A 26,660-nucleotide genomic window follows, 5' to 3' on the forward strand; every position below is an offset into this window, starting at 1 on the left:
ACATGCACGCTTTGCAAGCCAAGATCCTCGACCCACGCATCGGTACCGAATTCCCGCTGCCGCAATACGCTACACCAGGCTCCGCCGGTCTCGACCTGCGCGCCATGCTGCAAGAGGACATCGTGATCAAGCCGGGTGAAACCGTGCTGATCCCTACCGGTCTGTCGGTGTACATCGGCGACCCGAACCTCGCCGCGCTGATCCTGCCGCGCTCGGGCATGGGCCATAAGCACGGCATCGTGCTGGGCAATCTGGTCGGTCTGATCGACTCCGATTACCAGGGCCCGCTGATGGTGTCCTGCTGGAACCGTGGCCAGACCGAATTCACCATGCCGGTCGGCGAGCGTCTGGCGCAACTGGTGCTGGTGCCAGTGGTGCAGGCGCACTTCGAAATGGTTGAAGAGTTCGTCGAAACCGAGCGCGGCGCTGGCGGCTTCGGCCACTCCGGCACCAAGTGATCGGCTAGAAACCTGTCGTGGCGAGGGCGTGTTTCTCGCCACGAATTTCAAAATGTCATCTGCAAGGTTTAGCACCGAAAATCAAGGCATTGGCAGGCCAAAGCCACGCCGGACAAGGCGTCATGGCCCTTTCATACCACGAACTCTGCGTGGAAAACGCCGTCATACCCTTCAGTTTGAGCCTGCCGTCGAGATGAATCGCCGGCCTGTCCCGCCACTTTCGAGATGGAGCATTTCCGCAGATGAGCCCCCCCGCCCAAGTCGCCCCGAAGCTTCCCGACAGCATCTTCCGCGCCTATGACATTCGCGGCACCGTGCCGGAATTCCTCAATGCCGAAACCGCCTACTGGATCGGCCGCGCCATCGGCTCCCAGAGCCTGGCCCAGGGTGAACCGAACGTATCCGTTGGTCGTGACGGCCGCTTGTCCGGTCCTGAACTGGTTGCCGCGCTGATTCGTGGCATCGCCGAAAGCGGCTGCCACGTCAGCGACGTCGGCCTGGTGCCGACCCCGGCGCTGTATTACGCCGCCAACGTACTGGCCGGCAAATCCGGCGTGATGCTCACCGGCAGCCACAACCCGTCGAACTACAACGGCTTCAAGATCGTGATCGCCGGCGACACCCTCGCCAACGAACAGATCCAGGTTCTGCACGAGCGTATCAAGACCGGCAACCTGAGCAGCGGCCAGGGCAGCGTGACCCAGGTCGAGATCCTCGACCGCTACACCACCGAAATCGTCCAGGACATCAAACTGGCCCGGCGCCTGAAAGTCGTGGTCGACTGCGGCAACGGCGCGGCCGGCGTGATCGCCCCGCAACTGATCGAAGCGCTGAACTGCGAAGTCATCCCGCTGTTCTGTGAAGTCGACGGCAACTTCCCGAACCATCACCCGGACCCGGGCAAGCCTGAAAACCTTGTCGACCTGATCGCCAAGGTCAAGGAAACCAAGGCTGACATCGGCCTGGCCTTCGACGGTGACGGCGACCGCGTCGGCGTGGTGACCAACACCGGCACCATCGTGTTCCCGGACCGCCTGCTGATGCTGTTTGCCCGCGACGTGCTGGCCCGCAACCCGGGCGCGGAAATCATCTTCGACGTCAAATGCACCCGTCGCCTGATCCCGCTGATCAAGGAATATGGCGGCCAGTCGCTAATGTGGAAGACCGGTCACTCGTTGATCAAAAAGAAAATGAAACAGACCGGCGCGTTGTTGGCCGGTGAAATGAGCGGGCATATCTTCTTCAAGGAACGCTGGTTCGGTTTCGACGATGGCATTTACAGCGCCGCACGGCTGCTGGAAATCCTCAGCAAGGAAAAATCCGACGCGGAAACGCTGTTCGCGACCTTCCCGAACGATATTTCCACGCCGGAAATCAATATCCATGTGACCGAAGAGAGCAAATTCAGCATCATTGATGCACTGCACGATGCGCAGTGGGGTCCAGGCGCCGACCTGACCACCATTGACGGCGTGCGGGTCGATTACGCCAAAGGCTGGGGCCTGGTGCGCGCCTCCAACACCACACCGGTGCTGGTGCTGCGTTTCGAGGCCGATGACGAGGCTGAATTGCAGCGCATCAAGGCTGTGTTCCATGCCCAACTGAAACGCGTTGCACCTGATCTCCAACTACCGTTCTGATTTCTGATTCACCCGGAGCCCTGAATGACCCTCGAACGCGAAGCCGCCGCCCACACCGCCCAGGTCCTGTCCGAAGCGCTGCCTTACATCCGACGTTATGTCGGCAAGACCCTGGTGATCAAATACGGCGGCAACGCGATGGAAAGCGAGGAGCTGAAAACCGGCTTCGCCCGCGACATCGTCTTGATGAAAGCCGTGGGCATCAACCCGGTCGTGGTTCACGGCGGCGGCCCGCAGATCGGTGATCTGCTCAAGCGTTTGTCGATCGAGAGCCACTTCGTCGACGGCATGCGCGTGACCGACGCGGCGACCATGGACGTGGTGGAAATGGTCCTCGGCGGCCAGGTCAACAAAAGCATCGTCAACCTGATCAACCGTCACGGCGGCAGCGCCATCGGCCTGACCGGTAAAGATGCCGGGCTGATTCGTGCGAAGAAGCTCACCGTCACCCGCCAGACCCCGGAGATGACCCAGCCGGAAATCATCGACATCGGTCAGGTGGGCGAAGTGGTCGGGATCAACACCGAACTGCTGAACCTGCTGGTCAAAGGCAACTTCATCCCGGTGATCGCGCCGATCGGCGTGGGTGAGAACGGCGAGTCGTACAACATCAACGCTGACCTGGTGGCCGGTAAAGTCGCCGAAGCGCTGAAAGCCGAGAAGCTGATGCTGCTGACCAACATCGCCGGCCTGATGGACAAGTCGGGCACCGTGCTGACCGGCCTGAGCACCCAGCAGGTCGACGACCTGATCGCCGACGGCACCATCTACGGCGGCATGCTGCCGAAGATCCGCTGTGCACTGGAAGCGGTTCAGGGTGGTGTGGGCAGCTCGCTGATCATCGACGGTCGCGTGCCGAACGCGATCCTGCTGGAAATCTTCACCGACACCGGTGTGGGCACGCTGATCAGCAATCGCAAGCGTCCGTAAGCCGTAGCGCAAACAAAAAGACCCCGCTCAGCCTGACTGAGCGGGGTCTTTTTTTGCCCTGAAGAAGCGATCAGACGCCGAACTGGGCGCGATAGGCTTCAACGGCTGGCAGGTGCTGCTTGAGCTGCGGATCGTCAGCCAGGAATTCCAGCACCTGGTTCAGCGACACGATGCTGATGACCGGGATGCCGAAATCACGCTCGACTTCCTGGATTGCCGACAGCTCGCCGTTGCCGCGCTCCTGACGGTTCAGGGCGATCAGCACGCCGGCAGCCTTGGCGCCGTCCTGGGAAGCGATGATCTGCATCACTTCACGGATCGCGGTGCCGGCGGTGATCACGTCGTCGATGATCAGCACTTCACCGGTCAGCGGTGCGCCGACCAGGCTGCCGCCCTCGCCGTGGGCCTTGGCTTCCTTGCGGTTGAAGCACCATGGCAGGTCACGGTTGTGGTGCTCGGCCAGCGCCACGGCAGTGGTCGCCGCCAGCGGGATGCCTTTGTAGGCCGGACCGAACAGCACGTCGAACGGAATACCGCTCTCAGCGATGGCTGCAGCGTAGAAACGACCCAGCTGCGCCAGCGCGGAACCCGAGTTGAACAGGCCGGCATTGAAGAAGTAAGGACTGGTGCGCCCGGACTTCAGGGTGAACTCACCGAAGCGCAAAACGCCGCGATCGATGGCAAAACGAATGAAATCGCGCTGATACGCTTGCATGAAAAAAACCCCAAATACCACGGATTTAGCTAATTAGCTTGACGCCGTGTATCATACACGCACGCGATTTTTGGGGCCATTTATGCGGATCATCAGTGTGAACGTCAATGGTATTCAGGCTGCAGTCGAGCGAGGTTTGCTCAGTTGGCTGCAGGCACAGAATGCCGACGTCATCTGCCTGCAGGACACCCGTGCCTCCGCCTTTGAACTGGACGACCCAGCCTTCCAACTGGATGGCTACTTCCTTTATGCCTGCGACGCAGAAGTTCCCGCCCAAGGTGGCGTGGCTTTGTACTCGCGGTTGCAACCGAAGGCTGTCATCAGCGGTCTCGGTTTCGAGACGGCCGACCGCTACGGGCGCTACCTGCAAGCAGATTTCGACAAAGTCAGTATTGCCACCTTGCTGCTTCCTTCGGGGATGAACGGCGATGAGGACTTGAACCAGAAGTTCAAGCTCATGGACGACTTCGGCAAGTACCTGGACAAACAGCGGCGCAAACGTCGCGAGTACATTTATTGTGGCTCGCTGTACGTCGCGCAGCAGAAGCTCGACATCAAGAACTGGCGCGACAGCCAGCAATCCCCGGGCTTCCTGGCGCCAGAACGCGCCTGGATGGACGAGATTGTCGGCAACATGGGTTACGTAGACGCCCTGCGCGAAGTCAGCCGCGAAGGCGACCAGTACAGCTGGTGGCCGGACAACGAACAGGCCGAGATGCTGAATCTGGGCTGGCGCTTCGACTACCAGATCCTGACTCCGGGCCTGCGGCGCTTCGTGCGCAGTGCACGCCTTCCGCGTCAGCCACGGTTCTCGCAGCACGCGCCGCTGATCGTCGACTACGACTGGACGCTGACCATCTAAGCGTCGATTCGTGGATGCAAAAAAGCCGACATCGCTGTCGGCTTTTTTGTGGGCGCTGATTTTTGCTTTTATGCAGGGGACTCGAGTTGATCATTATTTGAGCAATCGCCAAGTGAACGGATAGCGGTAAGGGAATCCGTTGTTAGCCTTCACCCCAGCAATAATCGGCAGCACAAACGAGCAAATGACCACCGGGATAATCAGCAGATACCCAATAAGCACTACCGTCAGCCCCACGCCAATGAGCGTAGCAATGGTCATCGTGATCTGAAAATTCAGCGCTTCCTTACCCTGCGCATCAATAAACGAGTCCTTCTCACGCTTCATCTGCCAGAGGATCAGCGGCCCGATCAAACTGCCAAATGGAAACCAGATCCCCAGCAAGCCGGACAAGTGACAGAACATCGCCCATTGGCGAACCTCCTGGCTCGGCTTGGGCAGTAACTCTTGCTCATCACTCATCGCGTCTTCCTTGTGGGTACGAACCGTCTCAGTCGGCCAGTGCGGCCGTTTGCAGTTCGAAGATCTCGTTCATGCCTTTCTTGGCCAGCTCCAGCATCGCGTTCAGCTCTTCAGGCTGGAACGGCGCGCCTTCGGCGGTGCCCTGCACTTCGATGAAACCACCGGTGCTGGTCATTACCACGTTGAGGTCGGTCTCGGCGGCGGAATCTTCAAGATAGTCCAGGTCCAGCACCGGCTCGCCCTGGTACATGCCCACGGAGACCGCACCGATCATTTGCTTGAGCGGGTCGCCGCCCTTCAGGCCGCCGCGCTTCTTGATCACTTTCAAGGCATCGACCAGTGCAACCATCGCGCCGGTGATCGACGCGGTACGAGTGCCGCCGTCAGCCTGGATCACGTCACAATCGACGTACAGAGTGACATCGCCCAGCTTGGACATGTCCAGCGCGGCGCGCAGGGAACGGCCGATCAGGCGCTGGATTTCCAGGGTGCGGCCGCCCTGCTTCCCACGGCTCGCTTCACGCTGGTTACGCTCGCCGGTGGCGCGCGGCAGCATGCCGTACTCGGCGGTCAGCCAGCCCTGGCCCTGACCTTTCAGGAAACGCGGCACGCCGTTTTCGACGCTGACGGTGCAGATGACTTTGGTATCACCGAATTCGACCAGTACCGATCCTTCGGCGTGCTTGGTGTAGTTGCGGGTAATGCGGATCGAGCGGAGCTGATCGGCAGCGCGACCACTTGGACGTTTCATAGGAGATACCTGTACTGGGGACGGAAAACTGCGGAGCATTATAGAGCTGCGCACCGCGCCTGGGCACTGCTTAAAAATTCCGGCCGTCGATCAAGGGCCCTGAAACGTGCTTCGCCGACGGCCTGCAGCCCTTTGTCACACCGTGTGTTTGGGCGCATCTGCCGCACTGCGCTACAATCCTGCGCCTTTGCTGCCAGTCGGCTTAAATTCATTGATATCGAGCTGCGGAGCTTCAATCCGCGCCGATCTGTATCGCGAGGTCACCGCCATGGTGCACAGCATGACCGCCTTCGCCCGCGTCGAGAAAGCCGGCGTTCAGGGCACCCTGAGCTGGGAGCTGCGCTCGGTCAACAGCCGCTACCTGGAACCCCACCTGCGCCTGCCGGAGTCGTTTCGCGACCTCGAAGGCGCCGTCCGCGAAGCCCTGCGCCAGGGTCTGTCGCGCGGCAAACTGGAATGCACCCTGCGCTTCACCGAGGAAAGCACCGGCAAGCCGCTGCAAGTGGATCGCGAGCGCGCGGCGCAACTGGTCGCCGCTGCCGAAACCGTCGCCGGACTGATCAAGAACCCGGCCGCGCTGAACCCACTGGAAGTGCTGGCCTGGCCGGGCGTACTGGTCGCCGATGCCACTGACCCGCAGGCGTTGAACGCCGAGGCGCTGGCCCTGTTCAATCAAGGCCTGAAAGATCTCAAGGCCGGCCGCGAGCGCGAAGGCGCGGAGCTGGCACGCCTGATCAACGATCGCCTGACCTCTATCGAGGAAGACGTGGTGACCCTGCGCGAACTGGTTCCGCAGATGCTCGCCACCCAGCGCCAGAAAGTCCTCGACCGCTTCGCCGACATGAAGGCCGAGATGGACCCGCAGCGCCTGGAACAGGAAATGGTCATGCTCGCGCAAAAGAGCGACGTGGCCGAAGAACTGGATCGCCTGAGCACCCACATCATCGAAGTTCGCCGGGTGCTGAAATCCGGCGGCGCCGCCGGCCGGCGTCTGGACTTCCTGATGCAGGAACTCAACCGCGAAGCCAACACACTGGGCTCCAAGGCCTTCGACCCGCGCAGCACCCAGGCGGCGGTCAACCTCAAGGTGTTGATCGAGCAGATGCGCGAACAAGTGCAGAATATTGAGTAAGGCTACCCCGACATGACCCACAGCACCGGCACCCTGTACATCATTTCCGCCCCTTCGGGCGCGGGCAAGAGCAGCCTGGTCAAGGCCCTGACCGACGCCAACCCGGAAATCCGCGTTTCGATTTCCCACACCACCCGCGCCATGCGCCCGGGCGAAGTGGACGGCGTGAACTATCACTTCGTGACCCGCGAAGAGTTCGTGAAGATGGGCGAGCACGGCGACTTCCTGGAACGCGCCGAAGTCTTCGGCAACTTCTACGGCACCTCGCAAAGCCGCCTGCAGCAGACCCTGGACGAAGGCCACGACCTGATTCTGGAAATCGACTGGCAAGGCGCCGAGCAAGTGCGCAAGCTGATGCCGCAGGCTCGCTCGATCTTCATTCTGCCGCCATCGCTGCAGGCCCTGCACCAGCGCCTGACCAACCGTGGCCAGGACAGCGACGAGATCATCGACGGCCGGATGCGCGAAGCCGTCAGCGAGATGAGCCACTACGTCGAGTACGACTACCTGATCATCAACGACGATTTCGCCCACGCACTGGACGATCTGAAAGCGATTTTCCGCGCCAATCAGCTGCAACAGAAACGCCAACAGGTGCGTTTCGGCAAATTGCTGGCTGAATTGCTGGGCTGAAACAGCACTTCCCAAAACCGCTGAAAGGGCTTTACATTGGTGCTTGCAGCGCGTTGAAGAGTCTGGTCAAAAAATCAGCGCTTCCCTAATCGCTGGTGATTTTTTAAACTGTTGAGTCCGCTCGCCCAACCGGGCAGCGCGCATATTGCATTCGCTCCGAGGAATACCATGGCCCGCGTAACCGTTGAAGACTGCCTAGAACACGTGGAAAACCGCTTTGAGCTGGTCATGCTCTCTACCAAGCGTGCCCGTCAACTGGCCACCGGCGGCAAAGAGCCCCTGGTACAGTGGGAAAACGACAAACCGACCGTAGTTGCGCTGCGTGAAATCGCTGAAGGCCTGATGAGCTACGAGTTCATCGCCGAGCAGGAAATCGTCCACGAAGACCCGGTCTTCGCTGCGTTCGAGGACGAGTCCAACGAGGCCGTCTAAGCCTATGCCTGGTCGACGTAGCACGGCGCGGGATCACAGCCTACGGCAGGAGTTATCATGCCGAGCATAGACGCCCTCGCCGATCGCTTATCGACCTACCTCGGCAACGACCAGGTCAACCTGGTCCGCCGAGCGTATTTCTACGCCGAACAAGCCCACGACGGCCAACGCCGCCGCAGCGGCGAGGCGTACGTCACGCATCCCCTTGCCGTGGCAAATATTCTTGCCGACATGCACATGGACCATCAGAGCCTGATGGCTGCGATGCTGCATGACGTGATCGAAGACACCGGTATCGCCAAAGAGGCGCTGCAAGCGCAGTTCGGTGAAACCGTGGCCGAACTGGTCGACGGGGTCAGCAAACTGACCCAGATGAACTTCGAGACCAAGGCCGAAGCTCAGGCGGAAAACTTCCAGAAAATGGCCATGGCCATGGCGCGCGACATTCGCGTGATCCTGGTCAAGCTCGCCGACCGCCTGCACAACATGCGCACGCTGGAAGTGCTGTCCGGTGAAAAACGCCGGCGCATCGCCAAGGAAACCCTCGAGATCTACGCACCCATCGCCAACCGCCTGGGCATGCACGCGATCCGCATCGAGTTCGAAGACCTCGGCTTCAAGGCGATGCACCCGATGCGTTCCGCGCGGATCTACCAGGCGGTCAAACGCGCCCGGGGCAACCGCAAGGAAATCGTCAACAAGATCGAAGAATCCCTTGGCCACTGCCTCGCCATCGACGGCATCCAGGGCGAAGTCAGCGGTCGCCAGAAACACCTCTACGGCATCTACAAGAAAATGCGCGGCAAGCGTCGGGCCTTCAACGAGATCATGGACGTCTACGCGTTCCGGATCATCGTCGACAAGGTCGATACCTGCTACCGCGTGCTGGGTGCTGTACATAATTTGTACAAACCGTTGCCGGGACGCTTCAAGGATTACATCGCGATTCCCAAGGCCAACGGCTATCAGTCGCTGCACACCACGCTGTTCGGCATGCACGGTGTACCGATCGAGATTCAGATCCGTACCCGTGAAATGGAAGAGATGGCCAACAACGGCATCGCCGCCCACTGGCTGTACAAATCCAGCGGCGACGAGCAGCCGAAAGGCACTCATGCCCGCGCCCGTCAGTGGGTCAAGGGCGTGCTGGAAATGCAGCAACGTGCCGGCAACTCGCTGGAATTCATCGAGAGCGTGAAGATCGACCTGTTCCCGGACGAGGTCTACGTGTTCACGCCCAAAGGCCGGATCATGGAGCTGCCGAAAGGCTCCACGGCGGTCGACTTTGCCTACGCGGTGCACACCGACGTCGGCAACAGCTGCATCGCCTGCCGGATCAACCGGCGTCTCGCACCGCTGTCCGAACCGCTGCAAAGCGGCTCCACGGTCGAGATCGTCAGCGCCCCCGGCGCACGGCCGAACCCGGCGTGGCTCAACTTCGTGGTCACTGGCAAGGCGCGGACCCACATCCGCCATGCACTGAAACTGCAACGCCGCTCCGAATCCATCAGCCTCGGCGAACGCCTGCTGAACAAGGTGCTCAACGGTTTCGACAGCGCGCTGGAACAGATTCCGGCCGAACGCGTGAAGGCGATGCTCACCGAGTACCGCCTCGAACTGATCGAAGATTTGCTTGAAGACATCGGCCTGGGCAACCGCATGGCCTACGTCGTGGCGCGCCGGCTGCTCGGCGAAGGCGAACAACTGCCAAGCCCGGAAGGTCCGCTGGCGATTCGCGGCACCGAAGGTCTGGTCCTCAGCTACGCCAAATGCTGCACGCCGATCCCGGGCGACCCGATTGTCGGTCACCTGTCGGCGGGCAAAGGCATGGTCGTGCACCTGGACAACTGCCGCAACATCAGCGAAATCCGCCACAACCCGGAAAAATGCATCCAGCTCTCGTGGGCCAAGGATGTCACCGGCGAATTCAACGTCGAACTGCGCGTCGAGCTGGAGCACCAGCGCGGCCTGATCGCCCTGCTGGCCAGCAGCGTCAACGCGGCCGATGGCAATATCGAGAAAATCAGCATGGACGAACGCGATGGCCGCATCAGCGTCGTCCAACTGGTGGTCAGCGTCCACGACCGTGTGCACCTGGCCCGCGTGATCAAGAAACTGCGCGCACTGACCGGGGTGATCCGCATCACCCGCATGCGTGCCTGAGCCCACCATTACAAGGAGTCATACATGACCAAGACCGTTATCACCAGCGACAAGGCCCCGGCCGCCATCGGCACTTACTCCCAGGCGATCAAGGCTGGCAACACTGTCTACATGTCGGGCCAGATCCCGCTGGACCCGAAAACCATGGAACTGGTCGAAGGCTTCGAAGCCCAGACCGTCCAGGTGTTCGAGAACCTGAAAGCCGTGGCCGAAGCTGCCGGCGGTTCGTTCAAGGACATCGTCAAGCTGAACATCTTCCTCACCGACCTGAGCCACTTCGCCAAGGTCAACGAGATCATGGGCAAGTACTTCGACCAGCCGTACCCAGCACGCGCCGCCATCGGCGTTGCTGCCCTGCCAAAGGGTTCGCAGGTTGAAATGGATGCCATTCTGGTCATCGAGTAATGCGCACGGCGCGGCCATTCAAGGTCGCGCCGACTGCTCTGCGGTAAAGAAAAGGTTTTGAAAGGATTCCACCATGCGCAAAGCGCTTGCTCTCTCGCTGCTCGCCATTTTCCTCGGCGGTTGCGCCAGCAACCCTGCCGACCGTGACATCAGCGGCACCTGGATCAATCAGGTCGCCATCGATGCCGCCGCCAAGGGCGGCCCCCTGCGCGAAGCGCTTCAGGCCTACGGCCCGAACCTGGAATGGGACATCAACACCAAGGCCAGTCAGGCCCGCTTCACCAACGGTTTCGAGAACGTCGAAGGACGGCTGCTGGGCGAACAGTCCGGCGCCTGGAAAGTCGACTTCTACGGCAGCTCCGGCAGCGAGTTGAAGCGCGACGGTAGCCAGTTGCACCAGGCCGCCAGCGAAAACGAACCACAGCAGCTCTTCGACCGCGCCCAGATCCCCGTGCCGGAAGGCGCACCGATCGGTGCCAGCTTCGAACGCGCGCTGTACGCAGCCTACCTGGGTGGCAACTGGAAGATCGCCAGCGGCCAGGGCGAAGGCGCCACCGTGCAATTCCAGGCCGACGGACAAGTCTCCGGCCTGCCCGGCGCCGACCGCTATGCCTTGTGCCTGGCAGGCGACTGCGCGTCGATGAGCAGCGGCAACGACAGCATGTGGCTGCAACAGAACGGTCAGGGCAACAACTGGATCTTCGTTCGCAAGGGCAAGGAACTGGAAATCCTGCAGGCCGTGAACACGGCACTGGCGGACGAACAACCGCAGTTCAGCCCCGGCGAACGCAAGTGGTTGCTCGAGAAGCAGTGATCTGCGCTTGAAACAAAAAAGGCGGAAGCAAGCCATTGCTCCCGCCTTTTTTACGTCCGGAAGTCAGCAGCGACCTTCAAGAATCGCGGCATACCCCTCGCGATAACTCGGATACGTCGGCACCCAGCCCAACGCCTTCGCCCGTGCATTGCTGCAACGCTTGCTGCCGGTTCGACGCACGCTCTCGTCTTCCGACCATTCGGTGACACCCAGATACTCACGCAACCAGGCAACGACCTCGGCCAGCGGTGCCGGCGCATCGTCCACGCCGATGTAGATGTCATCCAGCACCACACCTTTGCGATCCGCCTCCAGCAGAAACGCCATCAAACCCGCTGCGTCATCGGCATGGATGCGATTGCCATACAGCGGCGGATCGACCGCCACGCGATAGCCACGACGCACCTGGGTCAGCAGCCATTCACGGCCCGGGCCGTAAATGCCGGTCAGACGCACGATACTCGCTGGAATGCCGCTGCTGAGCGCAACCTGCTCGGCTTCCAGCATCAACCGACCGGAATAACCGGCAGCGACGGTCGCAGAGGTTTCATCCACCCACTCACCGTCCTGCTGCCCATAAACACTGCTGCTGGAGACAAACAGCAGACGGTCTGGCACCTGGCCGTAGTCGTTCAACCACTCCAGCACATGCTGCAAACCCTGCACATAAGCCGCGCGATAACCGGCTTCATCGTGCTCGGTCGCGGCCGCGCAATACACCAGGTAATCCACGGCGCCGACCGGCCAGGTCTCGGGGCAATCTTCATTGAACAAGTCACCGGCCACACCGATAACGCCTTCCGGCAAACGTGAAACATCCCGGCGCAGGCCATACACCTGAAAACCGGCAGCCAGTAATTGCTTTGCCAGACGGCTGCCGACATCACCGCAACCGGCGATCAAAACAGAGGGCGCGGACATCAAAAATCTCCCATCGGAAAGCGACAGACTAGCCTTGGCAGGGGACGAGCGGCTAGCAATGAAGGAAAAAAAGCAACTCTATTACTTTTGTTAACAAGAATTACTTGCAATAATGCACGCCACTTTTGTTCTCGGCCTCACGAGGCCTGGAAGAGCATCACCGTTTTTCTATCTCAGGTCCGGCCAGCATGACACGCAATCAAATCCCCGCTTCGCCAACCAAACGACCTCGCGCCTGGAGCGCGGTGGCTGCCCTGCTCCTCAGCCTGATGCTGGCGCCAACCGCCGCTTTCGCTGACGCCCAGACGCCGGCCACTCCAGCCGCTCACGAGCAGACTGCACCGGCCGCACCTGCTGCCGCACCAGCCGCGACCGACCCGGTTCAAGCCGTGGATGCCAGCGCCGAAGACGCACCTGAAGTCCTCGAAGCCGACAACACCCTGGGCATGGCCCACGACCTGTCGCCATGGGGCATGTACCAGAACGCCGACATCATCGTGAAAATCGTGATGATCGGCCTGGCCATCGCGTCGATCATCACCTGGACCATCTGGATCGCCAAGGGTCTTGAGCTGATGGGCGCCAAGCGTCGTCTGCGTGGCGAAATCGCTGCCCTGAAAAAAGCTGCCACCCTTAAAGAAGCCAGCGCCACTGCGGCGAAGGAAGGCACCCTCGCCAACCTGCTGGTTCACGACGCCCTCGAAGAGATGCGCCTGTCGGTCAACTCCCGCGAGAAAGAAGGCATCAAGGAACGCGTGAGCTTCCGCCTTGAGCGCTTGGTGGCTGCCTGTGGCCGCAACATGAGCAGCGGCACCGGCGTACTCGCCACCATCGGTTCCACCGCACCGTTCGTCGGCCTGTTCGGCACCGTGTGGGGCATCATGAACAGCTTCATCGGCATCGCCAAAACCCAGACCACCAACCTCGCCGTCGTGGCACCGGGTATCGCTGAAGCGCTGCTGGCTACCGCACTGGGTCTGGTTGCCGCGATTCCTGCCGTGGTCATCTACAACGTGTTCGCCCGCTCCATCGCCGGTTACAAGGCTCAGGTGTCCGATGCGTCGGCTCAGGTGCTGCTGCTGGTCAGCCGCGACCTCGACCACCAGCCTGAGCGCAACAGCTCGCAACCGCACATGGTGAAAGTGGGGTAATCGGCCATGGGCCTGCATTTGAAAGAAGGCGCAGACGACGATCTGGCCGAGAACCACGAAATCAACGTCACGCCGTTCATCGACGTGATGCTGGTGCTGTTGATCATCTTCATGGTGGCCGCTCCATTGGCCACCGTGGACATCAAGGTTGACCTGCCTGCCTCGACCGCCAAACCGGCGCCGCGGCCGGAGAAACCGGTGTTCCTCAGCGTGAAGGCTGACCAGCGCCTGTTCCTTGGCGAAGACGAAGTGAAGGCCGAAGCCCTCGGCGCCACCCTCGACGCCCGGACCAAAGGCAAGAAAGACACGACGATCTTCTTCCAGGCCGACAAAGGCGTCGACTACGGCGACCTGATGAGCGTGATGGACAACCTGCGCGCCGCCGGTTACCTGAAGGTCGGTCTGGTCGGACTCGAGAGCGCAGTCAAGAAATGATCACGACGCGCCATAAGCTGACGCGTTACAGCGGTAGCCTGGCCGTGGTGCTGGGCGTTCATGCGCTGGCCATCGCGCTGGCGCTGAACTGGACCGCCCGCCCGCCCATCGAATTGCCGCCCCAGGCAATGATGGTCGAGCTGGCACCGGTTCCGGCCCCGCCACCGCCTGCACCGCCGAAAGTCGTCACGCCACCGCAGCCACCGGCTCCGGTCGAAGAACTGCCGATCCCGAAACTGGCCGAAGCCCCCAAGGCAGAAATTGCCGTGCCCAAGCCAGTGAAGCCCAAGCCGAAGCCGCAACCGCCAAAACCGGTTGAGAAGAAACCGGAGCCTGTGAAGGAAAAACCTTCCGAGGAAAAACCGGCAGAAACTCAGCAGACCCAGGCGCCGACGGAGAAATCCGCCCAGCCGGCACCGGGCCCGTCGCCAGCACAACTGGCGGCCAAGGCCAGTTGGCAAGGCACCCTGCTCGCGCATTTGCAGAAGTACAAGAAGTACCCGCAAAGCGCACAGGCACGGGGCAAGGAAGGCTTGAACCGGCTGCGTTTCGTGGTCGATGCCGAAGGCAACGTGCTGTCATTCGAACTGGTAGGCCGCTCCGGCAACGCCGATCTGGACCGGGCCACCCTGGACATGATCCGCCGCGCTCAACCGCTGCCCAAGCCACCGGCCGACATGTTGACCAATGGCTCGATCGAAATTGTTGCGCCGTTTGTTTACTCGCTGGAACGTCGCCGCTGATCTGCACTGGCAGAACACGGCTCGATCCCGCCAAAAAGGCACCGAAAGGTGCCTTTCTCATATCTGCAAACGGCAAACCGGCATTGCCCGGTGTCGCATTCATCACTCAGTCTGATAACGTGCGTCTATCGATTGCAGCCGGTATGCTTGGCCCGCATCTTCATGGACGCTTGCTATGACCCTCACAGAATTACGCTACATCGTTACCCTCGCCCAAGAGCAGCATTTCGGCCACGCGGCCGAGCGTTGCCACGTCAGCCAGCCGACCCTGTCGGTGGGCGTGAAAAAGCTTGAAGACGAACTCGGTGTGCTGATTTTCGAGCGCAGCAAAAGCGCCGTGCGCCTGACCCCGGTCGGCGAAGGCATCGTCGCCCAGGCGCAGAAAGTGCTGGAGCAGGCCCAAGGCATCCGCGAACTGGCCCAGGCCGGCAAGAACCAGCTGACCGCCCCGCTGAAAGTCGGCGCGATCTACACCGTCGGCCCGTACCTGTTCCCGCACCTGATTCCACAACTGCACCGGGTCGCCCCGCAGATGCCGTTGTACATCGAAGAAAACTTCACCCACGTGCTGCGCGACAAACTGCGCAACGGCGAACTGGACGCGATCATCATCGCCCTGCCGTTCAACGAAGCCGACGTGCTGACCCTGCAACTCTACGACGAGCCGTTCTACGTCCTGATGCCGGCCCAGCACCCGTGGACCCAGAAAGAATCCATCGACGCCGCGCTGCTCAACGACAAGAGCCTGCTGCTGCTCGGCGAGGGTCACTGCTTCCGCGATCAGGTTCTGGAAGCCTGCCCGACCCTGACCAAGGGCAACGACGGCGCCAAACACACCACAGTGGAATCCAGCTCGCTGGAAACCATTCGCCACATGGTCGCGTCCGGCCTGGGCATCTCGATCCTGCCGCTGTCGGCGGTGGACAGCCATCACTACGCCCCGGGCGTCATCGAAGTGCGCCCACTGTCGGCACCAGTGCCGTTCCGCACAGTGGCCATTGCCTGGCGCGCCAGTTTCCCTCGGCCGAAAGCCATCGAGATCCTCGCCGACTCCATTCGCCTGTGCTCGGTCGCCAAACCCGCCGCGCCGGTCACGGCCGGTTAAGCCAGCGTCATGACTGAGCTGTCGCAGGTGTCGGTCACCGCACTCAAGGGTGTCGGTGAAGCCATGGCCGAGAAACTGGCCAAGGTCGGTCTGGAAAACCTCCAGGACGTACTGTTCCACCTGCCGCTGCGCTATCAGGATCGCACCCGCGTGGTGCCGATCGGCGCATTGCGGCCGGGGCAGGACGCCGTGGTCGAAGGCACCGTCAGTGGCGCCGACGTGGTCATGGGCCGGCGGCGCAGCCTCGTCGTGCGCTTGCAGGACGGCACCGGCGGCTTGAGCCTGCGCTTCTACCACTTCAGCAACGCGCAGAAAGAAGGCCTCAAGCGTGGCACGCGGATTCGCTGCTACGGCGAAGCCCGGCCCGGTGCCTCGGGGCTGGAGATCTACCACCCGGAATACCGCGCCATCAACGGCGACGAACCGCCGCCAGTGGATGAAACCCTGACCCCGGTCTACCCGCTGACCGAAGGCCTGACCCAGGCGCGTCTGCGCCAGTTGTGCCTGCAGACGCTGACCCTGCTCAAGCCGGCCACCCTGCCCGACTGGCTGCCGACCGAACTGGCCCGCGATTACCAACTGGCGCCGCTGGCCGATGCGATCCGCTATCTGCACAACCCGCCCGCCGATGCCGACGTCGACGAACTCGCCCTCGGTCATCACTGGGCCCAGCATCGCCTGGCCTTCGAAGAGCTGCTGACCCATCAACTGTCCCAGCAGCGCCTGCGCGAAAGCATGCGTTCCCTGCGCGCACCGGCCATGCCGAAAGCCACGAAGCTGCCACCGAAATACCTGGCCAACCTCGGCTTCAACCCGACCGGCGCGCAACAACGAGTCGGCAACGAAATCGCCTACGACCTCAGTCAGCACGAACCGATGCTGCGGTTGATTCAGGGTGACGTCGGCGCGGGTAAAACCGTGGTCGCCGCCCTCGCCGCGCTGCAAGCGCTGGAGGCTGGCTACCAAGTCGCATTGATGGCGCCGACCGAGATCCTCGCCGAGCAGCACTTCATCACCTTCAAGCGCTGGCTCGAGCCGCTGGGCATCGACGTGGCGTGGCTGGCCGGCAAGCTCAAGGGCAAGAACCGCGTGGCCGCGCTGGAGCAGATCGCCAGCGGTACACCGATGGTGGTCGGCACCCACGCGCTGTTCCAGGACGAAGTGCAGTTCAAGAACCTCGCGCTGGTGATCATCGACGAACAACACCGCTTCGGCGTGCAGCAGCGTCTGGCGTTGCGGCAGAAAGGCGTCGGCGGCCGCATGTGTCCGCACCAATTGATCATGACCGCCACGCCGATTCCCCGGACGCTGGCGATGAGCGCCTACGCCGACCTCGACACCTCGATCCTCGATGAACTGCCACCCGGTCGAACCCCGGTCAACACCGTGCTGGTCACCGACACCCGCCGTGTCGAAGTCATCGAACGGGTGCGCAGCGCCTGCGCCGAGGGCCGTCAGGCCTATTGGGTGTGCACGCTGATCGAAGAGTCCGAAGAGCTGACCTGCCAGGCCGCCGAAACCACCTTCGAAGACCTGACCGCCGCCCTCGGCGAGTTGAAGGTCGGGCTGATCCACGGCCGCATGAAACCCGCCGAGAAAGCGGCCGTCATGGCCGAATTCAAGGCCGGCAACCTGCAACTGCTGGTTGCCACCACCGTGATCGAAGTCGGCGTGGACGTGCCCAACGCCAGCCTGATGATCATCGAAAACCCCGAGCGTCTGGGCCTTGCGCAACTGCACCAGTTGCGCGGCCGCGTCGGTCGGGGCAGCGCCGTCAGCCATTGCGTGCTGCTCTACCATCCGCCGCTGTCGCAGATCGGCCGCCAGCGCCTGGGCATCATGCGCGAGACCAACGACGGTTTCGTCATCGCCGAAAAAGACCTCGAACTGCGCGGCCCCGGCGAAATGCTCGGTACCCGCCAGACCGGCCTGCTGCAATTCAAGGTCGCGGACCTGATGCGCGACGCCGATCTGTTGCCAGCCGTGCGCGATGCCGCCCAGGCCTTGCTCGAACGCTGGCCCACTCACGTCAGCCCGCTGCTCGACCGATGGCTGCGACACGGGCAGCAATACGGCCAAGTGTGAGCACCGTCGCAGTTTCTCAAAGCTCGTTCCAACCAAGCTGGTTATACTCCAGCAATTGTTTCAAAAACGGATACAGACCATGACCGAAGCTGCTCTCGCCCCCGAATCCCCGCACGCTCCGTCTGTTATTCGGCTGCTGCTCAACAAGCTGGGCGTCGCCTACGAAGAAGTGCTCGACCACCACGGCCTCAATGCCTCGCGCAAAGTGCAGGCCGTGTTGCTGGACGACGCGGTCGGTGCGCTGATGGTGCTGTTTCCACAGAGCCAGTTGCTGGATCTCAACCGCCTCGCCGAGCTGACGGGCCGTCGCCTGACTGCCGTGTCCACCGAGCGGCTGGAAAAGATGCTCGGCAAACACAGCCTGAGCCTGTTGCCGGGCCTGCCGGCGCTGACCAGCTCGCCGTGCCTCTACGAAGAAAGCCTGCTGCGCGAGCCGAAGTTGCTGATCAACTCCGGCGAGCCGGGCCTGCTGCTGGAAATCGCCAGCGAAGACTTCAAGACCATGCTGACCAAGGCCAGCGCCGCCAACTTCGGCGAAGCCCTGAGCAGCATCCGCCCGAACCTCGACCGCCCGGACGATGACCGCGAGGAAATCACCCAGGCCGTGCAGGCGTTCACCGCGCGGCGCATCCAGCAACGTCTGGAAGCGACCATCGAGATTCCGCCGCTGGCCGAAACCGCACAAAAAATCATCAAGCTGCGCGTAGACCCGAACGCCACCATTGACGACATCACCGGCGTGGTCGAAACCGACCCGGCGCTGGCCGCGCAAGTGGTGAGCTGGGCGGCGTCGCCGTACTACGCTTCGCCGGGCAAGATCCGTTCGGTGGAAGACGCGATCGTCCGCGTGCTGGGCTTCGATCTGGTGATCAACCTGGCGCTGGGCCTGGCCCTCGGCAAGACCCTGAGCCTGCCCAAGGATCACCCGCAACACACCACGCCGTACTGGCAGCAGTCGATCTACACCGCCGCCGTCATCGAAGGCCTGACCCGCGCCATGCCGCGCGCCCAGCGCCCGGAAGCCGGCCTGACCTACCTCGCCGGCCTGCTGCACAACTTCGGCTATCTGCTGCTGGCCCACGTGTTCCCGCCGCACTTCTCGCTGATCTGCCGCCACCTGGAGGTCAACCCGCACCTGTGCCACAGCTATGTCGAGCAACACCTGTTGGGCATCAGCCGCGAACAGATCGGCTCCTGGCTGATGCGCTACTGGGACATGCCGGACGAACTGGCCACCGCCCTGCGCTTCCAGCACGACCCGAACTACGACGGCGCCTACGCCGAATACCCGAACCTCGTCTGCCTGGCCGTGCGCCTGCTGCGCGGTCGCGGGATCGGCTCCGGCCCGGATGAAGACATTCCGGATGCGCTGCTGGAACGCGTTGGCCTGACTCGTGACAAGGCCAATGACGTCGTCAGCAAAGTGCTTGAGGCTGAAGTGTTGCTGCGTGAACTGGCTTCGCAGTTCAGCCAGGCTTAAAGCAATCTTCGGAACTCCACCCAGGGCCTTTTTTGATTGCAAATATGGCCCTGGTTCCACAGATTTCGGTCACTTTGCCAGCAACGACAGCAAACAAGCGCCCTGCTATGATTTGACGGCAAACAGAGGGATTTCCGATGACCCAAACAGATGCTGTCAGCGTTGCTAGCGAAGTCCGCAAGCTTGCCAAAGACAACAAGGTTACGGCCAGACGTGACGGCATGAGTCGTATGGCCGTGGGGATTACCCGCTTGGCTGGCGATGTCGTCGAACTGGATGGCATCGAACAGTTGCTCGTCAATCTCAAGAGAAAAGGCGTTCTGAGCAAATCTGAAATCCTGGCGCTCCAAGGGCGCTATCTTCAGGAAAGGCGTGCACAGAAACATAGCGCATGACTTTTGATCCGTTCGGCGACTTCGAAACGGCTGGATATCTTCAAAACTCGCTGCAACTGAAAGATCCCGTTGAAGTAAAAGAGTCAGAGCATCTTTCGTTCGAATTGAGTATCGAAGAGGCGCTTGCCTATCTGGCCAAGAAAAAGCCAATCGATTACCAGACTGTACTCAACGTTCACGAGATCCTGTTCTCAGGCTTCTATCACTGGGCAGGAAAAGACCGGAACGAGCTTGTCCCCCACCTGGCAGTCTTCAAGGGCTCTCTCGACGACCCTCGCAGCACCGTCTTCGAGCGCCCGGACTCCATCAAAATGTCTGTCGACTATGCGCTCAAGCTCGCAGCAGACAAGAAGCGCTTCAGAGACCATCCCGGTGGAGTGATGGGCCAACTCGCTTTCGCACACCCCTTCCTGGACGGCAATGGCCGCGCGATTCTATTGGTCTTCATGGAACTCTGTTATCGAGCCGGGTTCGCCATCGACTGGTCAAGAACAAACAAAGACGACTACCTGCGGGCACTCAGCGACGAGATCCGAGAGCCGCGCGAAAGGCATCTCGATAACTACCTCAACCCGTTCGTAGTCGATATATCCAGTCGTGACGAATGGCCAGAGACCATCAGTGGCATCAGAGGCCTGGATGGCCTGGACAAGGAAGACATCACTTACGAGAAGCTGGACAACCCGAAAGTCCAGCAGATCTACAAGACATACCGGGGCCAGCCACTGGACGCCGAGCCCCCTGAACCGGACAGCTGAAAACGCTGAACTGTCCCGGCAAGCTACCTGAAAGCCCTATGACTTCGGCTTGGCCTTCCTCGGCTTCAAATACTTCATCAACCCCTGAAACCACATGACCAGCGCCGGATTGCCCTTGAGCTGGATCGACTTGTCCTGAATCCCCTGCATGAACGCCAGCTGCTTGTTCTTCGCCTGCATCGTCGCAAACCCGAACGCCGCATCCTTGAACGCAATCGCAAACGCCGGCTCCGCCACCACCCCGGACTTGCTGGTAATGCGCTGATCCTTCACCACGAAATGCCGCGCCACCTTCCCGTCCAGAGTCTGTAGCTGAAATACCAGATCCTTGTCACCCAACTGCTGCTGGAACGCAGGATTTGTCCGACTGGCCTTACCCATCAACAGACCCAGCATCCACAGAAGAAAACGAAATTTCATGCGCACAGCCTCAAAAGGAAAATGAACGGCTGGGGGAGTGTAAGGGATTCGGATGGATTCGCCACTATCTTGGACTGATAGAAGACGATGCTGGACTTTTCCTGCCAGATGACTACCAAGTCACGATTTCCAGCCCCTAGCCTTGATCGTTCCCACGCTCCGCGTGGGAATGCATCCCGTGACGCTCCGCGTCACACCATCCCCCCGTCCTACACCTGAAGAAACACATTCCTGTAGGAGCTGCCGGAGGCTGCGATCTTTTGATCTTCTCCCCCGCAAACCTATGGGAAATTTCCCGCAAAACGCGGGGATACCCATGAACTAGGCGAACTTGGACATCACCGATAGCCTCTGTGTGTCGCCGCAAAATCGGTGACTCGGACGTGCAAGTCCGGTTCAGGTGCACAATCGCAATGGCATTTCGCCGAGCCTTTTCCTATGCTCGCGGATCGTTATGGCGGCTGTGCGTCGGAGACCTTCGGGTCTGCCGGGCACCTGGACCGGTCTTGCACACCAACGCACAGCTGCCACCTATTTCGAAGTGCAAAGCGAAACGGTGTCAGCGTCTTAACTCCAGGGATGACATCCATGATCAAACCAACACCCAACCCTCCTGAAATCCCAGAAACCTCCCCCTACGAATCTCCCGATTCAAAGAAACTCCACGAAGCCGCCGAACGCGCCCTCGACCACCATTTCAAGCCCACCACCCCACGCCCCAAACGCCTCGGCGGCCTGTTCGCGCTCTGCCCCAACGCCGACGCCGAAGCGCTCATGGCCAACGCCTCCGAAGACCTCCTGTCCATCAGCGCCTTCGCCGCCAACCTGGCCGACGACCTCGACGGCCCCCGCCGCTCGATGGCACTGGGCCTGAGCAGAATGGCGGACGGCGTGCGGTTGATGGTGGAAGGAACGCTCGATCACATTGAGTTTCGAGATTACCAAGCCAAGCCGTAGCTGAATCGCGGGCGGAAAAAAGGGGACGCTAAGTCCCCTTTTTCAGTGATTGCGGCTCACCACTGACAGCCGGTTTCAGGCAAAGCGCTCATATTGCTATCGTGCTCGAAGATGTATTTCTTTCCGGACTTGCGGTTTGTGTAAACGATTCCGTAAATGAAGGGATCCTGACTCGCCATTACATAATCCCCAGTCACCAGACCTCCAGACACCTCCACCCACTTCGTCGTGATTTCGGGGGGACGGTCAGGGTTGGGAAATTCTTCTTCCGAGCCTCCATAGACGAGAGCAATTACCTCTTTCGACTTGCTGTACTTGACGCTCGCACCTTCCCATTTGGCGGTCGAGTCGTAATAGGTCCGCAATTCAAAATTGATGCTCTTGCCCTCTTGCGAGCGGAAGCAATAGACCTCCGTTTTGACCTCGCTGTGAGCCATCAGAGGAAAGAGGAACAACAGCGCAACAAACAATGCCCGGATTGATTTCAAACCGATCATCCCTTCAACGGTTCAGAGGTAACTGAAAGCGCATTCGCGCCGTGCAATAGACTAAATCTTCCCGGAGCACACGTTCGCTCATTTCGCAGTGCCCACTAGCGTATTGCTTAAATAGCGGATCATCGAGCTCAGCCCCTCCCAATCGCTCGATTGAAGCCACCATTCCCCTCTCCCGGCTCTCACCGGACCCAGCCATTACGGATGCCGCTTTGTAGAAACCATCAATCATCATGCCAGTCTGTAGAGCAACCAACTCCCCCAACCGGGCATTGGTTGTTTGCACAAGGCACCCAAGCTTTTCGATGGGCGCCTCTGCACCGGGCAAAGCCGACTGATAGATATCCTCGCAATACGCCTCTTTGAAGCGCACCCACTTCTTTTGTACATCAGTGAGTTGTTTCTTGTCGGCAGGTGCCAAACTGACCAGCGCTTTCTTGTATTGTTCATTCAACAACGCATCGACTTTCTCGAAAGTCTGCTGACCGCAAATAATCATATCGGGATTGGAAAAGCTGTCGGGATTGCAGGTTTCCTGGGCATGCGCAGGAACCAGCAATGCAGCCAAAGAAGCACCCGCGACCAGTTCAAATAACGCCTTGAGTTTGATCATGATCCGGATACTCCGGCGCTGCGCTCAGCTACACGCGCAGGAATCTTCGAAGCCTTTCCCGCGTCCGACATACGCGACGCGTATTGCTTGTACGCCGCCGATGCCCGCTCTTTATCGTTCGCCCCCCAATAGCTATCAGCGAGATTCAGATAAGCAACTGTCCGGCCCGGGTTGTTGGCAATCACAGCATTCAGCAGCTTAATCGACTCGGCGTAATACCCCGCTTCGCCGAGTAGAAAACCGAAGTCGTTGGACCAGCCGGGATGCTGCGGGTAGTAGTACTTTTCGACGATGTAGCTGTCGGGCGGGCACGTGTCATGCGAGCCACCGTCCATCAACGCGTAACTCATCGTATCCTTGAAGGAAAAGTCATCACCCTTTCGGTAGGCTGCCAGCGCCATATCCAACAGATCAGCAGAATCGACCGTCATCAGTTTTTTATAACCGCCCTGAGAGCCGCCAACGCTTGCAGCCCGCAACTTTTTAAGCGCTTCAAGGCCGTTGAATGAAGCCAGAGTGGTTGGGCCCAACGTCTCAATCGGAAACTCCGCTACGCTCACAAGCGAGCGATCGCAGGAGTTGTTATTGACCACTAGCAGCACTTTCTTCAGCTCAAACTGCTTTGAGCCGTTATTGAAGGTGAACAAAAGATTGAAGTTATAAACCGGATTGTCTTCTTCGTTGGTCACCAGCGTAATGTAGTCCCCCGCGTCTACGAACCGCTGCTTGACCAGGGCCTCTTCCTCTAGTGGACTCACAACCGTCATGGCACCGGGCCGACCCTTGAAAACCCGAACGCTGAAACTATCCAGAAGAACAGACGAGTACTGACTCTTCGTCAGAGGCAACGCCTTGGACGTATCGAGCAATATGTCCTCATTGCGCGCTTGAGCCGGCGCGATCAACAACCGGTTGGATGCCTCGTCCGCATCCCCCGCCAGAATGAACACGTTTTGCCGTGACCCATCACCCAGCAGGCTCGCCGGGATTTCCTTGAGGACTTGGGGCGCAGCGAGTGCGGGAAAACCCGAGACGGTGACATAACAAGTAAGTGCGCAGAGAACACTCCGCAAAACGCGTTTCACTTTCTTCAATCCTTGATTCATTCAGATGATGTCCAGATACGCCACGGGAGAACCTGCCCGACTAGGCACCGGACTCGGGTGCACCGCATTTCAGCTCTTTGATCTGCTCGTTCTGAATCGGAATTACACAGGCGAGGCGCTTTTCGCCGGTAGGACGAAGCTCTGTCAGGCTAAGCGTCACATGCAAACCATCGTCCGCAAATACGTGATCCTCAAACCCGGCATAGCTATAACCCGACCTGAACGACTTCCCGTCGAAACTGCAAAAGCGCCTGGACGACAACACCCTCCAATTGCCGTCCGGCGCAAGGATTTGCACATCGAGGCACGGACTACCAAATGTGGTGACATAACGAGCAACAACATCACCAAAGCGTTGAGAGGCCGAGTTGGAAACCTTGGCGACATCGACCACTTCACTCGGATCATCCGGCGCGACAGTGTCCAGATAAGCGGCTCGCTCCAGACTCATTCTGGCGATGCAGTTATTGGTCAGCGTGGCATATGCCTTGGATCCGGTTTCAGTCTCTATGGCTTCGAGAGGGCATGTGGTGTCGCGTAACTTGATCCACGCGCGTTGCGAGTCTCTGACCATGGCCATGTATGCCTTCGCTTGTTCAGGCTGACGCTTCCATTGAGACTCGAATCGAGTCATCAATAGTTTGTAGCTGGCATTGAGTTTTGCATCGGCACTCTTGCGGTCGGCTTCCACGCATTGGTCGTATTGCCAGCTCACCGTGATGACTTTGCAGTTGTCCTCAGCGAGCGCGATTGAAGCGGACAGCAGGCCTAAGGACAACGCGATAAAGCGCACAAACATGTTCAATGTTTCATTCCCTGAATGACGGATCGCTCAACTACGCGTTGAGGTATTTTCTGCGCCTTGCCGTCGGCGCTCATCGCGTCGCGGTACTGGCTGTAATAACGCTGCGCTTCGTCTTTGCGATCAAGGCGCCAGAGTGAATCGGCGATGTTCAACATCAGCACTGTGCGCTTACCGACGGCCTCAACGCCGCGATAGAACTTCAGTGCAAGCTCATCGTTACCGCCCTCGGCCAGGTAGAAACCCCAGTCGTTGAAAGCCTGAACATTACGTGCCGGTGGATGGCACGCCATGTAGGAATCCGGACTTAGAAAGTTCAGGTTCGATTCGATCGATTGTGCGCGGGACTGCGCTGACTTGATGCCCACGACATACTTCAACAAGTTCTTTGGAGACTCGGTCTCCAGGGCGGGGTTGAACACTTCGCCGTCTTCGGAAACCCACTGATTGCCCAACCACTTGCCGAGACAAAAGCGGGGAGAACGCTCAGCCAGCACGCAACCTGTTTCCATTGAAATCACATCGCAATGCTGTTGCGAATGCAGCGTCTCTTTACCGTCCTCCTCCGTCAACATCCCGAAGACCACCGGGTCGAGCAATAGAGTTTTCTTGTCAGGACTGAGCAACTCCGGGTGTGAATCGGCGCCAATATCGACGCCGAAGAGCGGGAAGGTTTTCCCATTAGCCGTAAACCATGCGGTCGCCGAATCCACACCGGGCATCGTCCACTCTGTCGCCCGAAACGACACTGTATTCCCGTTGATCCCGACTATTGGCAGGTCTTCGGCAAAGGCACTGGCTGCAAACAGGCTACCGAGCATCAACATCCATTTAAGGCTGGCCATAAACGATCCTTTTCACTGTCGGGCTTGTTTGCTGTAACTGTCTTTCAGTGACGCCATAAGCCTCGATGAGCCCTTCCCAGGAACCCTTCGAACCAAACGACCGATAACTATTGCTGTAGCTGTAATGCTCCAACCTTCCAGCGGTGGAGTAATACCCGCGCCACTCCGGGCAGGATCCACACCCGCCATAACCGCCGATGAAAACCAGGCTGCCCTTGCTTCCTTTTACACAATCCATCTCCACTGCCACGTTACTCAGCATCTTCGTCTTCTTACCGTCCGACGTAAGCTGTGAAACCTTGTCGATGTTGCGGCGCAACACTTTGCCGCCAATGTTGATCGTCTGGTCGGAGCAGACCGCGATGAGGTGGGTTTCTGCGTCATCCACCGTCACGGATCGGCAGGACGACACCATCACCACTTCAACGCCGCCACATTGCATGACATCGCGCTGGGTGTAGGCATCCTTGGGAGCGGCGAAAGCTGGAAGCGAGAGCAGCAGCGAAAGGCTGCCCGCGAGAAGATGCTGATTCATGGAAAATTCCCTTTTGCCGTTAACCGGCCTGTTGTCCAGCCAGGCACTTTGCGTAGCCATCGGCGAATTTGGCATCGAATGACAATTCCACCGGCTCTTCCAGTTCAGCCGAGGTGTTGAGCAACACCCGAGTGGCCGGGGTGTATTTGATCCAGCCGATGGTGCCGGTGCCGTCCGTATCAAAGAGCAACTGGGCTTGCACGGTTTCACCGTCGTCATCGTCAATCAGCAGGTTGACCTTGTCCTTGCCGACATAGCGGAACGGGAAGTTGCTGCTCCTGACCATTTCGGTGAGATAGCCGTAGCAACTCCCGGCTTCGGCAGTTGCCGGAATGGCGTAGGTGAGGGGCAACAGTAGAAGTGCACTCAGCATGGGCCGAATGGAAAAGCGGTTCATCCAATCATCCTTAATCAAACA

The 26,660-nt window shown here is 59.9% G+C and carries 30 protein-coding genes and 1 pseudogene; 19 read left to right on the plus strand and 12 right to left on the minus strand.

The annotated features are described in order from the left end of the window. Nucleotides 1-2 precede the first annotated feature (2 nt). From dut to argB, 3 genes and pseudogenes are all read left to right on the plus strand, one after another. Nucleotides 3-458 carry a dUTP diphosphatase gene (gene dut, locus AC07VV_RS10270; RefSeq protein ID WP_007954445.1) on the plus strand — a complete coding sequence of 152 codons (456 nt, stop codon included), beginning with the start codon at nt 3-5 and terminating at the stop codon, nt 456-458. Between the two features lie 263 nt (nt 459-721). After that, nucleotides 722-2,098: pseudogene (locus AC07VV_RS10275) on the plus strand (phosphomannomutase/phosphoglucomutase); the annotation flags it as partial. A 24-nt stretch (nt 2,099-2,122) separates the two neighbouring features. Continuing rightward, nucleotides 2,123-3,028: an acetylglutamate kinase gene (gene argB, locus AC07VV_RS10280; protein ID WP_003229488.1), complete on the plus strand. Its 906-nt coding sequence runs from the start codon at nt 2,123-2,125 to the stop codon at nt 3,026-3,028. Between the two features lie 70 nt (nt 3,029-3,098). On the opposite strand, the gene pyrE is transcribed toward argB, so the two are convergent. After that, a complete protein-coding gene (gene pyrE / locus AC07VV_RS10285; RefSeq protein WP_007954442.1) occupies nt 3,099-3,743 on the minus strand; it encodes an orotate phosphoribosyltransferase in 645 nt (214 codons plus the stop codon). Nucleotides 3,744-3,825: 82 nt separating this feature from the next. On the opposite strand from pyrE, the gene crc reads away from it, so the two are divergent. After that, nucleotides 3,826-4,605, plus strand: a complete 780-nt coding sequence (crc, locus tag AC07VV_RS10290) for a catabolite repression control protein Crc (RefSeq protein WP_007920349.1) — start codon at nt 3,826-3,828, stop codon at nt 4,603-4,605. Nucleotides 4,606-4,698: 93 nt separating this feature from the next. Here crc and AC07VV_RS10295 read toward each other — a convergent pair whose 3' ends face one another. Together AC07VV_RS10295 and rph are read right to left on the minus strand one after the other, a co-directional pair. Next, complete coding sequence (locus tag AC07VV_RS10295; RefSeq protein ID WP_096817279.1) at nt 4,699-5,067, minus strand: DUF4870 domain-containing protein; 369 nt, start codon at nt 5,065-5,067, stop codon at nt 4,699-4,701. A gap of 28 nt (nt 5,068-5,095) precedes the next feature. Continuing rightward, nucleotides 5,096-5,818: a ribonuclease PH gene (rph, locus tag AC07VV_RS10300; protein WP_085731379.1), complete on the minus strand. Its 723-nt coding sequence runs from the start codon at nt 5,816-5,818 to the stop codon at nt 5,096-5,098. A 268-nt stretch (nt 5,819-6,086) separates the two neighbouring features. Between rph and AC07VV_RS10305 the strand changes: the two genes are divergently transcribed. The 6 genes from AC07VV_RS10305 to AC07VV_RS10330 all read left to right on the plus strand — a co-directional run bounded on the left by AC07VV_RS10305 (nt 6,087) and on the right by AC07VV_RS10330 (nt 11,397). After that, complete coding sequence (locus AC07VV_RS10305) at nt 6,087-6,950, plus strand: YicC/YloC family endoribonuclease (protein ID WP_007954440.1); 864 nt, start codon at nt 6,087-6,089, stop codon at nt 6,948-6,950. Between the two features lie 12 nt (nt 6,951-6,962). Then, entirely contained in the window at nt 6,963-7,583 is a 621-nt protein-coding gene (gmk, locus tag AC07VV_RS10310; RefSeq protein WP_003229498.1) for a guanylate kinase, read from the plus strand. A gap of 168 nt (nt 7,584-7,751) precedes the next feature. Beyond that, on the plus strand, nt 7,752-8,015 hold the full coding sequence (gene rpoZ / locus AC07VV_RS10315) for a DNA-directed RNA polymerase subunit omega (RefSeq protein ID WP_003229503.1): 264 nt from the start codon (nt 7,752-7,754) through the stop codon (nt 8,013-8,015). A gap of 57 nt (nt 8,016-8,072) precedes the next feature. Next, nucleotides 8,073-10,178, plus strand: coding sequence for a bifunctional GTP diphosphokinase/guanosine-3',5'-bis pyrophosphate 3'-pyrophosphohydrolase (spoT, locus tag AC07VV_RS10320; RefSeq protein WP_007954439.1), 2,106 nt, complete (start codon nt 8,073-8,075; stop codon nt 10,176-10,178). A gap of 24 nt (nt 10,179-10,202) precedes the next feature. After that, nucleotides 10,203-10,583, plus strand: coding sequence for a RidA family protein (locus AC07VV_RS10325; protein ID WP_003229509.1), 381 nt, complete (start codon nt 10,203-10,205; stop codon nt 10,581-10,583). A gap of 73 nt (nt 10,584-10,656) precedes the next feature. Next, a complete protein-coding gene (locus tag AC07VV_RS10330; protein ID WP_495036149.1) occupies nt 10,657-11,397 on the plus strand; it encodes a putative periplasmic lipoprotein in 741 nt (246 codons plus the stop codon). A gap of 63 nt (nt 11,398-11,460) precedes the next feature. Here AC07VV_RS10330 and AC07VV_RS10335 read toward each other — a convergent pair whose 3' ends face one another. Next, nucleotides 11,461-12,318 carry an SDR family oxidoreductase gene (locus AC07VV_RS10335; protein ID WP_495036150.1) on the minus strand — a complete coding sequence of 286 codons (858 nt, stop codon included), beginning with the start codon at nt 12,316-12,318 and terminating at the stop codon, nt 11,461-11,463. 188 nt (nt 12,319-12,506) lie between these two features. Here AC07VV_RS10335 and exbB point away from each other — a divergent pair, with 188 nt between their 5' ends. The 8 genes from exbB (at nt 12,507) to AC07VV_RS10375 (ending at nt 20,470) form a co-directional block, all read left to right on the plus strand. Further along, complete coding sequence (gene exbB / locus AC07VV_RS10340; protein WP_495036151.1) at nt 12,507-13,469, plus strand: tonB-system energizer ExbB; 963 nt, start codon at nt 12,507-12,509, stop codon at nt 13,467-13,469. Nucleotides 13,470-13,475: 6 nt separating this feature from the next. Beyond that, nucleotides 13,476-13,904 carry a TonB system transport protein ExbD gene (gene exbD, locus AC07VV_RS10345; protein WP_096817269.1) on the plus strand — a complete coding sequence of 143 codons (429 nt, stop codon included), beginning with the start codon at nt 13,476-13,478 and terminating at the stop codon, nt 13,902-13,904. After that, a complete protein-coding gene (locus AC07VV_RS10350; RefSeq protein WP_096817268.1) occupies nt 13,901-14,647 on the plus strand; it encodes an energy transducer TonB family protein in 747 nt (248 codons plus the stop codon). Before exbD ends, AC07VV_RS10350 begins: the two co-directional genes overlap by 4 nt. 175 nt (nt 14,648-14,822) lie before the next feature. Continuing rightward, complete coding sequence (locus tag AC07VV_RS10355; RefSeq protein ID WP_007954418.1) at nt 14,823-15,752, plus strand: hydrogen peroxide-inducible genes activator; 930 nt, start codon at nt 14,823-14,825, stop codon at nt 15,750-15,752. Nucleotides 15,753-15,761: 9 nt separating this feature from the next. After that, the gene (gene recG, locus AC07VV_RS10360; protein WP_495036152.1) at nt 15,762-17,837 is read left to right on the plus strand and encodes an ATP-dependent DNA helicase RecG; all 2,076 of its coding nucleotides are present in this window, start codon (nt 15,762-15,764) and stop codon (nt 17,835-17,837) included. Between the two features lie 79 nt (nt 17,838-17,916). Beyond that, nucleotides 17,917-19,317: an aminoacyl-tRNA deacylase and HDOD domain-containing protein gene (locus tag AC07VV_RS10365; RefSeq protein WP_085708861.1), complete on the plus strand. Its 1,401-nt coding sequence runs from the start codon at nt 17,917-17,919 to the stop codon at nt 19,315-19,317. 137 nt (nt 19,318-19,454) lie between these two features. Further along, nucleotides 19,455-19,712, plus strand: coding sequence for a hypothetical protein (locus tag AC07VV_RS10370; RefSeq protein ID WP_495036153.1), 258 nt, complete (start codon nt 19,455-19,457; stop codon nt 19,710-19,712). After that, on the plus strand, nt 19,709-20,470 hold the full coding sequence (locus AC07VV_RS10375) for a Fic/DOC family protein (protein WP_495036154.1): 762 nt from the start codon (nt 19,709-19,711) through the stop codon (nt 20,468-20,470). Before AC07VV_RS10370 ends, AC07VV_RS10375 begins: the two co-directional genes overlap by 4 nt. Nucleotides 20,471-20,506: 36 nt before the next feature. On the opposite strand, the gene AC07VV_RS10380 is transcribed toward AC07VV_RS10375, so the two are convergent. Beyond that, complete coding sequence (locus AC07VV_RS10380; protein WP_039765176.1) at nt 20,507-20,890, minus strand: SCP2 sterol-binding domain-containing protein; 384 nt, start codon at nt 20,888-20,890, stop codon at nt 20,507-20,509. A gap of 588 nt (nt 20,891-21,478) precedes the next feature. On the opposite strand from AC07VV_RS10380, the gene AC07VV_RS10385 reads away from it, so the two are divergent. Further along, nucleotides 21,479-21,847, plus strand: a complete 369-nt coding sequence (locus AC07VV_RS10385) for a DUF6124 family protein (protein WP_495036155.1) — start codon at nt 21,479-21,481, stop codon at nt 21,845-21,847. Between the two features lie 56 nt (nt 21,848-21,903). On the opposite strand, the gene AC07VV_RS10390 is transcribed toward AC07VV_RS10385, so the two are convergent. Genes AC07VV_RS10390 through AC07VV_RS10420 form a run of 7 tightly spaced genes read right to left on the minus strand, consistent with a single transcriptional unit; the run spans nt 21,904 to nt 26,639 of the window. Beyond that, on the minus strand, nt 21,904-22,344 hold the full coding sequence (locus AC07VV_RS10390; RefSeq protein WP_495036156.1) for a hypothetical protein: 441 nt from the start codon (nt 22,342-22,344) through the stop codon (nt 21,904-21,906). Between the two features lie 4 nt (nt 22,345-22,348). After that, entirely contained in the window at nt 22,349-22,954 is a 606-nt protein-coding gene (locus AC07VV_RS10395; RefSeq protein WP_495036157.1) for a lysozyme inhibitor LprI family protein, read from the minus strand. Continuing rightward, nucleotides 22,951-24,060, minus strand: coding sequence for a tetratricopeptide repeat protein (locus AC07VV_RS10400; RefSeq protein WP_495036158.1), 1,110 nt, complete (start codon nt 24,058-24,060; stop codon nt 22,951-22,953). The genes AC07VV_RS10395 and AC07VV_RS10400 overlap by 4 nt, the downstream gene beginning before the upstream one ends. A 40-nt stretch (nt 24,061-24,100) precedes the next feature. Further along, entirely contained in the window at nt 24,101-24,859 is a 759-nt protein-coding gene (locus AC07VV_RS10405; protein ID WP_495036328.1) for a lysozyme inhibitor LprI family protein, read from the minus strand. Nucleotides 24,860-24,861: 2 nt separating this feature from the next. Further along, on the minus strand, nt 24,862-25,707 hold the full coding sequence (locus tag AC07VV_RS10410; RefSeq protein ID WP_495036159.1) for a tetratricopeptide repeat protein: 846 nt from the start codon (nt 25,705-25,707) through the stop codon (nt 24,862-24,864). After that, the gene (locus tag AC07VV_RS10415) at nt 25,694-26,242 is read right to left on the minus strand and encodes a hypothetical protein (RefSeq protein WP_495036160.1); all 549 of its coding nucleotides are present in this window, start codon (nt 26,240-26,242) and stop codon (nt 25,694-25,696) included. Before AC07VV_RS10415 ends, AC07VV_RS10410 begins: the two co-directional genes overlap by 14 nt. Before the next feature lie 19 nt (nt 26,243-26,261). Then, nucleotides 26,262-26,639: a hypothetical protein gene (locus AC07VV_RS10420; protein WP_495036161.1), complete on the minus strand. Its 378-nt coding sequence runs from the start codon at nt 26,637-26,639 to the stop codon at nt 26,262-26,264. Between the last annotated feature and the right edge of the window lie 21 nt (nt 26,640-26,660).

This window comes from Pseudomonas sp. GW821-FHT02C04 (assembly GCF_059421845.1).